The sequence below is a fragment of the Nodosilinea sp. FACHB-141 genome, assembly GCF_014696135.1.
Lineage (GTDB): Bacteria > Cyanobacteriota > Cyanobacteriia > Phormidesmidales > Phormidesmidaceae > Nodosilinea.
Genome location: NZ_JACJPP010000011.1, coordinates 486,409 through 499,888 on the forward strand (window position 1 = coordinate 486,409; position 13,480 = coordinate 499,888).

The 13,480-nt window shown below is 50.5% G+C and carries 11 protein-coding genes; 5 read left to right on the forward strand and 6 right to left on the reverse strand.

What is annotated here, in order from left to right; all coding sequences use genetic code 11:
* Nucleotides 1-906: 906 nt before the first annotated feature.
* The 4 genes from H6F59_RS10725 to H6F59_RS26405 form a co-directional block, all read right to left on the reverse strand.
* Complete coding sequence (locus H6F59_RS10725) at nt 907-1,818, reverse strand: class I SAM-dependent methyltransferase (RefSeq protein WP_190698798.1); 912 nt, start codon at nt 1,816-1,818, stop codon at nt 907-909.
* Between the two features lie 56 nt (nt 1,819-1,874).
* Nucleotides 1,875-3,212, reverse strand: coding sequence for a glycosyltransferase (locus H6F59_RS10730; RefSeq protein WP_190698801.1), 1,338 nt, complete (start codon nt 3,210-3,212; stop codon nt 1,875-1,877).
* Nucleotides 3,213-3,226: 14 nt separating this feature from the next.
* Nucleotides 3,227-4,984 (reverse strand): glycosyltransferase family 2 protein, encoded by a 1,758-nt coding sequence (locus tag H6F59_RS26400; RefSeq protein ID WP_242021382.1) that lies wholly within the window; start codon nt 4,982-4,984, stop codon nt 3,227-3,229.
* 704 nt (nt 4,985-5,688) lie between these two features.
* A complete protein-coding gene (locus H6F59_RS26405) occupies nt 5,689-5,865 on the reverse strand; it encodes a hypothetical protein (RefSeq protein ID WP_242021383.1) in 177 nt (58 codons plus the stop codon).
* A gap of 39 nt (nt 5,866-5,904) precedes the next feature.
* Between H6F59_RS26405 and H6F59_RS27610 the strand changes: the two genes are divergently transcribed.
* The 5 genes from H6F59_RS27610 to H6F59_RS10760 all read left to right on the forward strand — a co-directional run bounded on the left by H6F59_RS27610 (nt 5,905) and on the right by H6F59_RS10760 (nt 10,481).
* Nucleotides 5,905-6,129: a glycosyltransferase gene (locus tag H6F59_RS27610; RefSeq protein WP_397193542.1), complete on the forward strand. Its 225-nt coding sequence runs from the start codon at nt 5,905-5,907 to the stop codon at nt 6,127-6,129.
* A 165-nt stretch (nt 6,130-6,294) separates the two neighbouring features.
* Entirely contained in the window at nt 6,295-7,209 is a 915-nt protein-coding gene (locus tag H6F59_RS10745; protein ID WP_190698807.1) for a glycosyltransferase family 2 protein, read from the forward strand.
* Between the two features lie 2 nt (nt 7,210-7,211).
* The gene (locus H6F59_RS10750; RefSeq protein WP_190698810.1) at nt 7,212-8,360 is read left to right on the forward strand and encodes a glycosyltransferase family 1 protein; all 1,149 of its coding nucleotides are present in this window, start codon (nt 7,212-7,214) and stop codon (nt 8,358-8,360) included.
* Between the two features lie 35 nt (nt 8,361-8,395).
* On the forward strand, nt 8,396-9,358 hold the full coding sequence (locus H6F59_RS10755) for a GDP-mannose 4,6-dehydratase (protein ID WP_190698814.1): 963 nt from the start codon (nt 8,396-8,398) through the stop codon (nt 9,356-9,358).
* A gap of 49 nt (nt 9,359-9,407) precedes the next feature.
* Complete coding sequence (locus H6F59_RS10760; RefSeq protein ID WP_190698817.1) at nt 9,408-10,481, forward strand: glycosyltransferase family 1 protein; 1,074 nt, start codon at nt 9,408-9,410, stop codon at nt 10,479-10,481.
* Nucleotides 10,482-10,550: 69 nt separating this feature from the next.
* Here the strand turns inward: H6F59_RS10760 and H6F59_RS10765 are convergent, their stop codons facing one another.
* The gene (locus tag H6F59_RS10765) at nt 10,551-11,000 is read right to left on the reverse strand and encodes a phosphate-starvation-inducible PsiE family protein (RefSeq protein ID WP_190698820.1); all 450 of its coding nucleotides are present in this window, start codon (nt 10,998-11,000) and stop codon (nt 10,551-10,553) included.
* A 13-nt stretch (nt 11,001-11,013) separates the two neighbouring features.
* Nucleotides 11,014-13,248 carry a molybdopterin oxidoreductase family protein gene (locus H6F59_RS10770; RefSeq protein ID WP_190698823.1) on the reverse strand — a complete coding sequence of 745 codons (2,235 nt, stop codon included), beginning with the start codon at nt 13,246-13,248 and terminating at the stop codon, nt 11,014-11,016.
* Between the last annotated feature and the right edge of the window lie 232 nt (nt 13,249-13,480).

Sequence of the window (13,480 nt, forward strand, 5' to 3'; positions counted from 1 at the left end):
GCCACTGACAGGTGAATCATGCAGTAGCGATTCCACCGTGGTATCGAGAGTTAGGTAGGACCGACGCCTTTTCCAGTGATGAATCGCCGCGAGCACCAAGGGTACGTATAAGCTTTTCACGTGTACTTGTCGATTGCCCATAGCGTTGCCATCGTCGTTCGGTACTTTGCGCTTGGCGGGCGCAACTCGGCACATACAATTCCCATTCCGGCAGACTTAACCGACCACTGCACACTAGCGCCGTCACCATCCACGCCAGCGCTTTGAGGTGTCGCAGATCGCGGCGGTGACTATATTGACGCAGCAGTGGCACCACTTATCATAAAGACAGGTGGTCGCTGACATGGTATAGACCCTGAAATGACGCAAATTTCAGCGTCTTATGTCAGGTCGCCTTTTCTCCCTCGCTTCACGAGGTTTCAAGCCTCTCGCTCACTTCTGTCAGGCAGTCAAGCGCTGGCAATTGGCCTAATTCGCTACTCCCCTACCCCTTTTCAAACGCTCTCTGACGGCCAAAGGTGTAAAATTGATGCTTCCTTGCTAGTTAATCTCTTGCCCAAGGTATTCAAGCCTCCTTCATCAATATATGCTATTGAATGATTTGGTGTAGAAGTGAAATGATGATTGGAATAATCAACTCTTTGAAATCAATGAGGATAAAAGGACTCAATTTTTTGAGCAATCTCTTTTGTCAAAGCGATTGAGTTTCAGAATATTTATCTTGTGCTAACATCTTCCTTGATTCGATTACTGCTCTTTAATTTGATTATTGCTTGATCGAAAAAATCCTCACTGAGCAGCGCATGACTGGACTTTCTCGAAAAGGATCATCGTCAGTATCATTGCTCCTTTCCGATGAGTGTAGGCCCCAAGATTAACTTTTTCGAACTTAAAGTCTTGCGTAGACTATTCGATAAATCCATTCTTATTTTTCTCCAAAACTCCAAATATTTTCTTTACTTTTAACCAAGCTAATCTCATCTTCCAAAACTTACTAGACTCCATTGCTTGAATACGAGATTGAGCTTGCTCGAGTTCAGTCTTAACTTGCTGAATACGAGATTGAGCTTGCTCGAGTTCAGTCTTAACTTGCTGAATACGAAATTGAGCTTGCTCAAGTTCAATCTTAACTTGGTGTAAATCCTGGCCTATAGCTGCATCAGCTTTACATCCTGAAAATTCCTGTGCGCTTAGTCTTGGCCTAGCTACTCCACCACATTGATTTGTTGTTAGTAAGAAAGCGGAACAACCAAACGTTCCAACAAACTCAGCATAGCCTTCTCGAATAAACTCATTGACGGCCTGCCTGACTCCCATTTCACCTGTTTCATTTTCAGGGTTGGCGTAGTCATGACACAGAACTGGTGTTCCAGCCACTAGATAATCTTTGAGCAATAGTAAGTCGCTTTTAACACCTTCATATCGATGATCAGCGTCCACAAAAACCATTGTGGGTTGAATGGAAAATTTTTTAACAAAACTATTGAGCGTTCCATGGAATAAAAGGCAATAATCCGCCAAATTAAATTTTTCGAGGGTATCAGCTGTTCTCAAAACACCATCGATATCTAAGTCAATACCAAAATATTGGGGCTTGATAGAGCGATCTGGATTTGCTAGGGCACCTTCCAACTCCACAACCGCAGATCGACCACTGTAAGTCCCAATCTCCAAAATTACATCCCCATTCCTGTAACCCATTTCGTAGAGCTTATAGGAATCTCCAGGCTCCTGCCAGCCTGGAATATCTTTTGTCTTCTCAAAAATGCTATGGTGATCTTCGTTGAGAAAGTGCTGTTGTTCAGTCCAAGTAGTCATATGTCTGCTCTGGTTTAGGACCTATAAAAAATTAAGCTCATGGTTCTGGGATGCCTCTATCCCAGAGGGGAAGGACTTTGGGTATCCAAACGTGAACTTGTTTCTTCACAGTTCCCTGCTGGCTGCATTGATAGCTTTCTAAGGTAGTTCATCCATCGATCGCCTTGACACTTAAGGGAAAATTCTTTCTCAACTAACTTTCTTCCTGCCTCTCCATAGGTTCGACATGCATTTGATGTTCCCATAAAAAACTCAATCTCGTCAATCAACGCTTCAGCTGTTGCCTCATTGGCCAGACGGGCATTGAGATCATGGCGGGCTATTTCTGGAATGCCATCTCTCTTAAAAGCAACAATGGGCACGGCACAGGCTGAGGCTTCACAAAAGGTTTGGCCAAAGGCTTCTTCCAAAGAGGTTCCTACGAACAAGTCTACTGCACTGTAAATCAAAGGCATTCGGCGATAGTCCCGAATTAACCCTGTGCCACACACACCAGGAACTTGTGTGGATGCCATACCAAACACAACAAAGTGGGCTCTGCCTTTCAGTCGCTGAACAACTTCTTTGAAAATGTGCCCTCCCTTACGATATTCGGTGACATTAACCGAACCCCCTAAAATCACAAACTTATTTTGGGGAATACCAAGAATCTTGCGGGCCAAGGTTTGATTTATTGGCTGAAACAGTTGTTCGTCTACCCCATAATAGAGACAGTCAACCTGAGCCTCTCCATGAAAAGCTTTGTTTGCCATATCGGCTGTCCACCGACTATTTGTAGCCAGAGGAATAGCGTTAGCACCACAAAAAATTTCTCGACGTAGTTGCCATTGGTCAAAGATTTTCTTAGGCTCTAAGATAGGATACTCCTGCCACGTGGGACAGGTTTCATTACAGCCGGTTTGATATAAAGTGCAATTGCCAGTGTAGGCACAACGTCCTGAGATCAGGTAACAGTCATGCATATAAGCAATCACTAGACATTTTAGTGATTGTAAGGTTTTCAGTAAATCTAGGGGCCACATGGCACTATGTAAGTTGCCTACGATAATTACATCAGGGCTCCATCGACTCACTTCGAGAATCAACTGCTCTATGATATAGTTTGACCTCAAACCAAAGTAACCATTCAAATGGGGCAGTTCTGTTAACCCAAACCAACGCCCCGAAGAGTTTTGCGTCTCTAACGGAATAGTCTTTTCCGTTTCCCCTTGGGTACAAGAAATGGCTTTGACAGCATGCCCCATAAGCAAAAAAGACTGAATCTGCCGTAGAGCGGCAATGCCAGCTCCGTATTGAAAACCTAGATCATTGATGTAGAGAATACGAAGCGGTTGCTGACTATCGAGCTTATCCTGAATGAAAGGATAGCGGCAATCTGTTGAGGAAATATTCATGCCTGGGTGTACAACTAGAGATGTTGACTAAACTGCTTGCTGACTTCCCGCAATTCGGGGAGGTAGGGAAGGACTTCACCATAGGTTTTTTGGGCCTTGTGAACCCGATAGTTCACAAGTACATCAGGAATGTGGATAACCTTTGCTCCTGCACGAGCCATTCGAAGCCACATTTCATAATCCATGCTGTAAAAAAGGTCTTCTTTGAGACGAGCGCCTGAGCGTTCCCAAATATCGCGAGTCCAAAAAACTTCAGGCTGATAGAAGAAATATCCCTTTAACCAACAATTATCAATATCTAGTAGTTTCTCTAGCGATAAAGGAACAACCTGGCCGATTGGCATTTGATCGTGATGAATTGTAGAAAGCTCAGGATTATAATCATGGTATAGGCGACAACCTCCAGTCACAATATCACTCTCGTAAATTTTAAAAGCTTGTGCTACCCGCATTAAGGTGCCGGGTAGATAGTAATCATCACTATTGAGCCATGCCAAAATATCTCCAGTGGCATGACTAAATCCTTTATTCAGCGCGTTGGCCTGTCCCTGATCTGGCTCGCTGACGCAATAAGTGAGTTCATGTCTATATCGATCGAGAATGACTGGGGTATTGTCTGTAGATCCTCCATCGATCACGATGTACTCCAAATTGGGGTATCCTTGCATCAATACCGAACGGATTGTTTCTTCCAAGAATGCTCCTTGGTTGAAGGTCACTGTAATGATGGAAATTTTGGGAAATTTGTACCCTGATGGCAACCCTTCAGGAATCTGGGCAGTGGGATAGTTCCAAGGCCAAGCATAATTTTTGTTGAGGGCCTGATTCGCAAACGGATCAATCCAACTCTCAGCTGGAGCTTCGTAGAAGTTTAAAGTTGAAGGTAGTTTTTCACCAGGGACCCAATCAAATTCTGAGTTAATCATGGCAGGAAAGGTAATGATCCGAGTCTGAGACGTAAGGTGTCCTTTTAGAAATAGAAGACTGTTTGATGAGGTGTCACTGCTAAGGCAGAGCAAATCACAGTTCTTAAGGGTATAAGTATAGGAGTTTACCAACCAACTTTCTAAGGTGTCTGCAATTGCACGTATGTTGTAGTTGGCGAAATTTGCAATTTCCGGGAAGCTACAGTCAAAACAGGTAACCTGACCTCCAGCTTGGGTGATTGCTTGCAAGAGTGGCAAAATCTGTTGATTGGGCTTTATGCAGAGAGCGTGCTGTGTTTTGGCAATTAGTGCGGATAAGTACTCCAGTTTTGGTAGATCGGACTCACCGTTGATTTTAATGCCCAAAGCCCTAGCTACGACTGTTGTTCTGACCAACAGTGTTTCTGTGTCAATGTTAGAGCCGATTCCCTTGCTGGGAAATGTCAATTTCTGCAATGTTGGCTGAGCGTTAGATTGGGTGTCGGGAGGGCTCTCCTGCCCTAATGAAGCATCTTGAAGAGCGCTAGTAAGGGTGGCTGGCCGCCATTGATCGCGGAAGAAAAAGTTGTAAAGGGGAACAAATATTTTATAGTTTCTATAAACCAAGTCATAGGCCTTAATTCTCTGTAAAGTTGCCTTGAATAGTTTGCGAATAGAGGCTTTAGTTGTTGAAAGATAAGCTAGCTCCTGTTGTAGGGTACGGGTCTCATGGGTCAAAGCTGAACGAGACAACTGAACAGATGCAAGTGCTTGTTGTAGGTGAATGATAGTCGCTTCTTTTTCTTGCAATTGGTTTTGCAGTTGTTTGATGTCATCTGGTTTGGATTGACTTTGACTCGGCAGCATGTTGAATGTTAGTTTCGCTGGATGGAGAGTGACTCGCGCATAGAGGCTTGAGTCAATAAGAATGGTATCATCCCTATTGAGCCAAGTGGTATCGAGTCTGCCTAAGATTCGTTCATCTCAAGGTAACGCTAAAGAGCTATCTGACTAGATTCGCAGGAGTTATACGGATTTGAGTTTTTTGTCATACCTTTTCTAAAGTCATAGATTCGAAGCCAAAATGAGTTTAGGTATATGGAGTTGGTAAAGCAAGGCGAACATTGCCAGAATTTCTTACCTTAAAATAATCTTACTAAGTTGAAGCCTTTCTAGGGCTTCTATGATGGACTATCTCAACGTCATAATGCGGCTCCTAGCCATTTGGAGTAACTGAAGTTAGTTCTTTGAACAAGAATTATTCTCATGATGAATTTTGTTAGGACATTGCCTGTTCAGCGAAGTATCAAATGGTGATAGCACGCCTTTACTCCCTAGGAGATGACTGATCATACCGCTCACCCTAAATGTTGTCGACCTAACTTTGTGACTAGCTTTTCCTTCTCGACGCACTATAGACAGACTTTATGGATAGCATAATAACAAAGCGATTAAAGCTGAGGATTAAGCTCTCAGATACAATAAATTTCCTCGGAGCAAACCATAGAAGACTTAGTAAGAGAATCTCAAGAAAATTTAACTTACTAAAGTTTATCCTTGGCCAAGCGATACTAGGTATTATTGCGACTCATTGTGAAATTAATAATAAGCGGGGCATCGGCGTTCTTATTCAAAAACTCTTCCTCAAGAGTGACAATAATTCGTTCATATGCTCCAAAAATCTCTACGGTGGCCGTCAAAAGTTTGGTTTTGCCCATGTCTGTCTCAGCTACAGCAACAGCGAGCACGTAGTTGTTACAGGTAAAGTAGAGAACGTTAGACCCTACCTGGCACAATCAGTAGCCATATGTGCACCGCTGTCGTCGGGCAGTGGTACCAATTACAAGCCTTTAGAGGCGTCAAGTGCTGGAGTACCTGTTGTCTTCTCCAGTTTGCCTCTGAAGGGGCCAAATTCAACTCCTGGGGTTCATCTATCGAGGTCAGACACTGCTCAAGACGTAGCATCAGCTCTCTTGCGGCTTATGAATAATACGGCCTTGCGGGCTTTCTAGTCCATTAAGGGAGAGCGCTTGTATCCCAGCACTACTCTTGGGATATAAGCTTGCAAGGTATTGATCAGTGGCTTGATGTTATGACCAGTATGCCTAAATGAATCACCCAGTAGCAGTAGCTCTTAACTTTAGAAGACCCCGTCGAGTTATTTACTTTAAGTCATTATGTCGCTTACGTTTAGTGTCGTTACTCCCTCCTATAATCAAGGGCAATTTATTGAAAGAACGATTCAGAGCGTGCTGACGCAATCTGGGGTGGCGATTGAGTACACGATTTGCGATGGTGGTAGCACTGATGAAACTGTCAATATCCTGAAGCGTTACAAAGACCGACTGAGGTGGGTTAGCGAGCCAGATGATGGCCAAGCCGATGCGGTTAATAAAGGGGTGGCCATGACTCATGGCGATATTATTGCCTGGTTAAACTCTGATGATATCTATTACCCCAATGCTCTGGCGAAGGTGGCGACGGTATTTGAGGCAAACCCCGCTCTGGATATCGTCTACGGTGAGGCCGACTGGATTGGAAAAAATGATGAGGTTTTAAAGGCATTTCCCACAGAGCCGTGGCGGTACAACCGCCTCAAGGAGGCCTGCTTCCTTTGCCAACCGGCGGTGTTTTTTAAGCGCTCTGTGGTAGATCGCTACGGTGGGCTAGACAAGACTCTACAGTACTGTATGGATTATGAACTGTGGCTTCGCTTTGGGCAGCACACAGACTTTTATTTTTTACCCGAAAAGCTTGCAGGCTCCAGAATGTACGCCTCGAACAAAACTATGGGCCAAGCCCTAGTGGCCCATGGCGAGATCAACCATATGCTTGAGGCTAAGCTGGGGGTGATTCCAGCTAACTGGCTGCTGGGCTATGCTTTAGTCAAGGTAGAAAAGACCTATGGTATTAGCCGTTACGACCGTAACCAAACCCACCGCTTTGTGCGCCTACTAGTGCAGTTTTCTTGCCAGGAGCTAATGGCACACAATCCGCTGGCTTTCTTCAAAATCGCTCCCAAGATGATCTTTTGGTTTCTGGTTCCTGACCGAGCCTGGTTTAGGCGTGAAGACATTTTGGCGCTGGTCTAGATATGGTCAGAGTTGTAGTAGATGCTACCCCTGTTTTGCCTAAGCCTAGCGGGGTGGGGCTATACGTACTAAATCTGCTGTGGGCGCTGCGATCGCTGCAATCAACTGAAAACTTTAGCCTCGGCGTTGCTTATCAACCCAGTCTGAAGAACTGGCTACGAGGGAATCTGGCTCTGCCTGAGGCGATTGCAGTCCATGACGATGTGGCTGTCTTACCCCTGCCGGTGCGCTTGCTTAACCTGCTGGCCCAGGCACCTAAAAATCCGATTTTGGGGCAGCTAGAGCATCGTTTTGGTCAGCCCGATGTCTACCACGGCACTAACTATGCGGTTTATCCTTGTCGGTATAGCCAGCGAGTGATGACGATTTACGACTTGTCATTCCTGCGCTATCCCGAATATGTGACTGCCGTGGTGCGCACCTATAGCCAGCGGGTGCGGCAGTGCCTGGATTGGACTGACCTAGTGGTGACAATTTCGGAAAGCTCGAAGCGCGACATTGTGGAGCTGTTAGGGGTGCCGCCGGAGCTGGTGTGGGTGACACCTTTAGCTAGCCGCTACGCCGATGATGCTCAGGCAAGTAGCGATGTTGTAAAAGCGGTTGATTTGGGCGATCGCCCCTATATTCTTTTTGTCAGCACCCTAGAACCTCGCAAGAATGTGGTTCGTTTGATTCAAGCTTTTGATCGGCTGAAGACTCAGCACCAAATTGACCATCAACTGGTGCTAGTAGGTCAAAAAGGATGGCAGTTTGAGCCGATTTTTGAAGCGATCGCCGCCTCACCCTGGCGGCACCACATTCGTCATCTCGACTATCTCTCCGATGCTGAGGTGGCCTACTGCTACCAAAATGCTGATGTGTTTGCCTACCCTTCGCTCTATGAGGGGTTCGGCCTGCCGGTGCTGGAGGCCATGACCCTAGGCTGTCCGGTGGTCACGGCTAATACGTCGTCTCTACCCGAGGTGGCCGGTGATGCGGCGCTGTTGATAGACCCTACCAGCGTAGAAGACTTGGCTGAGGCGCTGGAGCGGGTGGTTGGCGATCGCCCCTTGCGCCAGACCATGATCGCCAAGGGCTACCAGCAGGCGGCTCAGTTTTCCTGGACTCGTACGGCTAAATCGACCCTGGCGGCCTATCGTTCACTACTATAGGTAAGCTGAACTCTTTGACCTATAGAGTATTTTCAATGGCCAAAAAAGCATTGATTACGGGCTTAACTGGCCAAGACGGCTCGTACCTGGCTGAGCTTTTGCTGTCACAGGGGTATGAGGTCTGCGGCATGGTCAGGCGTTCTAGTTCCAGCAGTTTTGAGCGCATCAGCCATTTTTCGAATCAAATTGAAGTCATATCGGGCGATCTGCTCGACCAGTTCTCGCTGATTGACGCCATTGATCAGACGCAGCCTGATGAAATTTACAACTTGGCCTCCCAAAGCTACGTGCCCCTGTCTTGGACCCAGCCAGCCCTAACTGCTGAGTACACAGCCCTAGGAGTGTCTCGCTTGCTGGAAGCGATTCGGCGCTGTAAGCCCAGCACCCGCTTTTATCAGGCGTCGAGCAGTGAGGTGTTTGGCGAACCCGATGAGTCTCCTCAGACCGAGCGCACGGCCTTTAGGCCCCGCAACCCCTACGGCGTGGCCAAGGCCTATGCCCACTGGATGACGGTGAACTACCGGCAAAAGTATGATCTGTATGCCTGCTGCGGCATTACCTACACCCACGAGTCGCCGCGGCGGGGGGCAGAGTTTGTCTTTCGTAAAATTACCCGGGGGGCAGTGCAGATTAAACTCGGCCAAGCTCAGGAGCTGCGGCTGGGCAATCTGGACGCCCGACGAGATTGGTGTCATGCCCAAGATGTGGTGACGGCAATGTGGCTAATGCTGCAGCAGGAGAGCCCTGACGACTACATTATTGCCAGCGGTGAGACCCACTCGGTGCGCGAGCTAGTGGATTGTGCGTTTAGCTATCTGGGTTTGGACTACCAGCAGTACGTCAGCGTTGATCCAACATTTTACCGCCCCGATGAGGAGGTGCAGCTGGTAGGGTCGATTGACAAGATTAAAACCGAGCTGAATTGGCAGCCCCAGTATTCGTTTCAGCGCCTGGTCGAATCGATGGTTGATCACGACTTGAAAACGTTGAATGGGTAAGCATAGCTAACCGATCGCAGGCACGGAACACATCTTAAACGACTCTTGAATGACTGAGGCCTCACTGCTGATTAACCTGGCGTTTGTCCCCACTAAGCCGACGGGACTGGGGGTCTATGCGCTTAATTTAATTCAGCATTTGTCGCGGGAGAATAGTTATTTGCTCAGCGATCGCCCCATCGCCGGGCATCGCCATCTCCCTTCACCCATGGGGGCGACTACTGATTCAGGCAAGCAGGGCCATGCTCGGCGACTGTGGTGGACACAGTTTCAGGTGCCGAAGCTGTATCGGCAGCTTGGGGCAAAACTGCTGTTTTCGCCCATTCCCGAAACACCGCTCTGGTCATCGTGCCGAACGGTGGTGACAGTGCACGACCTAATTCCCCTGCACTTTCCCCAAAAGGGGTCGCCGCTGACGCTGTACTTTCGACACTATTTGCCCCAGGTCATTCGCCAGGCTGAGCACATTATTTGCGACTCGGAGTCAACCCTGCGCGATATCCAACATTTTTTTGGTCCACTACCCAAAGCAGCAACGGTCGTGCCTCTAGCCTACGATGCTGAGCACTATCGCTGGCTAGACCTGCCACGTCAGCCCTATCTCCTCTACGTAGGCAGCCACTATACCTACAAGAACCTAGGCCGTCTGATAGAAGCCTTTGCCCAGACTGCGCTGCCCGACTTTAAGCTATTGATCGCAGGAGTGCCCGACCCTCGCTATACGCCAGCGCTGCAAGCTCAGGTGGAGGAGATGGGGCTGAGCAATCGCGTTCAGTTTTTGGCCTACGTCCCCTACGACCAGCTGCCCCGATTGATCAACCAGGCGATCGCGCTGGTATTTCCCAGTCTATGGGAAGGGTTTGGCCTACCTGTCCTAGAGGCGATGGCCTGCGGCACGCCGGTGATTACGTCTAACCTATCTTCGCTACCCGAGGTGGCTGGGGAAGCGGCGCTGTCAATTGACCCCTACAACGTCGGTGAACTAGCCGAGGCGATGACTGCCGTCGTCAGCGACTCTAGCCTTTGGATGACGCTTCACCGGTCTGGACTAGCGCGGGTGAAGGCCTTTAGCTGGGAACGAACTGGACGTCAGACTAGCCACATCCTTCAGCGTTATTTATGAGTAAATGTTGAGTTTTGAGGGTTGAGTTCTTAGCCAACCCAACCCTCAAAACTCAACATTCAAAACTAATCAACGATGGCTGACCCGGACGATCCAATAGCTGATGGCCAAGGCAAAAATAGCGATCGCTAGGCCAATCAGCGTAGTGCCCGAAATGGTGCTGAGATCCAAAATAATAATTTTTCGGCCGACGGCGGTGAGGGCAGTGGCAAGCACTAACTCCACCTGCACCACGTGGTTTTGAATATAGGCGGTGATATTTTCCATGATCTCTAGGGCGATCAGCACGCCCAAAAAGAGACCAAAGAGGTCAATTACCGGCTGGCCTAGAAAGTCTCCCGGACTGTTGGTGAAGATGGTGGTCCCTAAAACCACGGCTAAATCAATCACCATGGCCAGAATTACCACGATCATTCCTATAGAAAGCACCTTAGAGATGGTGCCTTCAAACTGGTGCAGGCGACTCAAGAAAACGTCGTCTTTGAACTGCTTCATCAACTGTCTAGACCGGTTCGCCATTGATGCTGACTGCTCAGGAGGTGGGTGCTGCTGAGAGAATAGACGATTCTGCAGCCTCGGGTAAAGTTTCAGCGGCGACAATGGCTGCTTCTGGATGTTTCAGCGGCACGACCTGCACCGCGCAAGCCTTCAGCTCGGGCTGGCCTGAGACTGGGCAGGCGACCGGGTGGGTGAGGGCGTTGCACTCGGCATTCTCGGCCCACAGGCTGCCCCAGTGCATGGGCACAAACAGGGTGCCTCGGCGAATATTTTGAGTGACCAGCAGGGGCAGCCGGACGATGCCGCGGGGCGATCGCACCTCCACCCATTCACCCCCCTGCACCTGGAGCTGCTGAGCATCGCGGGGGTTGATCTCCAAAAACGGAGCCGGGTGCATTTTCTGAATCTTTTCGATGCGCCCGGTGCGGGTTTGGGTGTGCCAGTGGCCGTAGAGCCGGCCGGTAGTAAGCACAAAGGGAAACTGGTCGTCGGGCGGCTCCGCCAGACCATTGGAGTGGAACGCGGCGAAGCGAGCCCGGCGATCGGCGGTGTTAAAAATACCTCGGGTGTAGAGGCGCTTGTCGTGGCGGGTGGCGGCGGTGGTGGCGGTCTCGGGGTCAGGGCAGGGCCACTGAATAGGGCCAAGCTCTCGCAGGCGATCGTGGCTGAGACCGGTAATGTCGCAGGGCTGCCCCCGGGTGATCTGGGCAAACTCGCGATAGACCTCGGCACTGGTGGCGAAGTCAAACTGGTGGGCGAAGCCCAGGCGGCGTCCCACCTCGGCAAAAATTTCCCAGTCGGGGCGGGCCTCGCCGGGGGGCGAGCGAAAGGCGGAGCAGAGGGTCACTACCCGCTCAGAGTTGGTCATGGTGCCGGTTTTTTCCCCCCACTGGGCGGCGGGCAGCAGCAGATGGGCAAACTCGGCGGTTTCGGTGGGGTAGTAGGTGTCTTGGTAGACGGTAAAGGGAGACTGGCGCAGTGCGGCCTTGGTGCGGTTGAGGTCGGGCAGGCTAACCGCTGGGTTGGTGGCGGCGATCCACAGCAGGCCCACCTGATGGTGCTCTAGGGCCAGCATCATTTCGCCCACGGCCAGGCCCGGTGTTGCAGAAATCTGCCCAGCGGGCAATCCCCAGAACTCTTCCACCTGGCGGCGGTGGTCAGCGTTTTTCACCAGACGATAGCCCGGCAAAATGTGGGATAGCCCGCCGGCTTCGCGCCCGCCCATGGCGTTGGGCTGCCCGGTGAGGGAAAATGGCCCCGCCCCCGGTCGGCCAATATTGCCGGTCATCAGGTGGAGGTTGATCAGCGACCTGACCTTCGCCGTTCCCTCCGACGACTGGTTGAGCCCCATCGACCACAGCGACAGCACCGCCTTGGCATCGGCCCAGGCACGGGCGGCGGTTTCTAAATCGGCGACAGAAATGCCGCAGCGCTCGGCCACAATGGTCGGCTCGTAGTGGCGTAGCACCTCGGTGTAGGCGGCAAAGCCTTGGGTGCAGCCGTCGATAAACTCGGGGTCGAGGCTGCCCCAGCGCAGCAGCAGGTGGCCAATGCCGTTGAGCAGGGTGATGTCGCTGCCGGGCCGAATTGCCAGGTGCAGGTCGGCAGCCTTAGCAGTGTCGGTGCGGCGAGGGTCAACCACGATCAGCTTGACGTGGCCGTGGCGCTTGTGGTGCTTGCGCAGGCGGTTAAAGACAATGGGGTGGCACTCGGCGGCGTTGGTGCCGATCAAAAAAGCGCAGTCGGTGGCCTCCAGATCGGCATAGCAGCAGGGCGGACCGTCGCTGCCAAAGCTCTGGATGTAACCCGCTACCGCCGATGACATGCACAGCCGCGAGTTGGCGTCGAAGTTGTTGGTGCCCAGGCAGCCCTTCACCAACTTTTGGGCCACGTAATAGTCTTCGGTTTGGAATTGCCCTGAGCCGTAGACGCAGATGCCGTCCGGTCCCATCTCCTGGCGCACAGTTTGAATGCGGCTGACGATCGCATCCAGCGCCACCTCCCACGACACCCGCCGGAAGGGATCGTCGAGGGAGGCCCGCATCATCGGGTACTTGAGCCGATCGCGATCGAGGGACTCAGCCACGGTGGCTCCCTTGACGCACACCATGCCCTGGCTGGAGGGGTGGGCGCGATCGCCCCGTATTTGCCACAGCGGATTGCCTGCTGCGTCGCGGTTAGTGGGCTTGTTGGGCTGGGCCGGAGGTAAGACTTCCAGGCCGCAACCCACGCCGCAGTAAGGACACAAGGTTTTAGCCGGATCGGTCATAGAGGGTGGATGGGTAGGGGGTGGATGGGTCGGGGGTAGCAGTTCACAGCAGGGAAGTTCTGGGTGGAAATCCTCCCTGCTTTACTTTCTAAGGGGCTTCCGAGGGAATCTCCTACAGCAGAGAACTGGGGAAATCGGTTTGGATCTAAGAACGCCTCACTCCAGGAACATGCAAAAACACAAGGTTGTGAAAACCTAATATTTGGCCTCGCCACCAGGTTATGGACTGTGC

Bases quoted from the DNA above. Each gene is read 5' to 3' on its own strand.
- H6F59_RS10725 (WP_190698798.1), bottom strand. From the start codon at position 1,818: ATGACTACTTGGACTGAACAACAGCACTTTCTCAACGAAGATCACCAT.
- H6F59_RS10730 (WP_190698801.1), bottom strand. From the start codon at position 3,212: ATGAATATTTCCTCAACAGATTGCCGCTATCCTTTCATTCAGGATAAG.
- H6F59_RS26400 (WP_242021382.1), bottom strand. From the start codon at position 4,984: ATGCTGCCGAGTCAAAGTCAATCCAAACCAGATGACATCAAACAACTG.
- H6F59_RS10745 (WP_190698807.1), top strand. From the start codon at position 6,295: ATGTCGCTTACGTTTAGTGTCGTTACTCCCTCCTATAATCAAGGGCAA.
- H6F59_RS10750 (WP_190698810.1), top strand. From the start codon at position 7,212: ATGGTCAGAGTTGTAGTAGATGCTACCCCTGTTTTGCCTAAGCCTAGC.
- H6F59_RS10755 (WP_190698814.1), top strand. From the start codon at position 8,396: ATGGCCAAAAAAGCATTGATTACGGGCTTAACTGGCCAAGACGGCTCG.
- H6F59_RS10760 (WP_190698817.1), top strand. From the start codon at position 9,408: ATGACTGAGGCCTCACTGCTGATTAACCTGGCGTTTGTCCCCACTAAG.
- H6F59_RS10765 (WP_190698820.1), bottom strand. From the start codon at position 11,000: ATGGCGAACCGGTCTAGACAGTTGATGAAGCAGTTCAAAGACGACGTT.
- H6F59_RS10770 (WP_190698823.1), bottom strand. From the start codon at position 13,248: ATGACCGATCCGGCTAAAACCTTGTGTCCTTACTGCGGCGTGGGTTGC.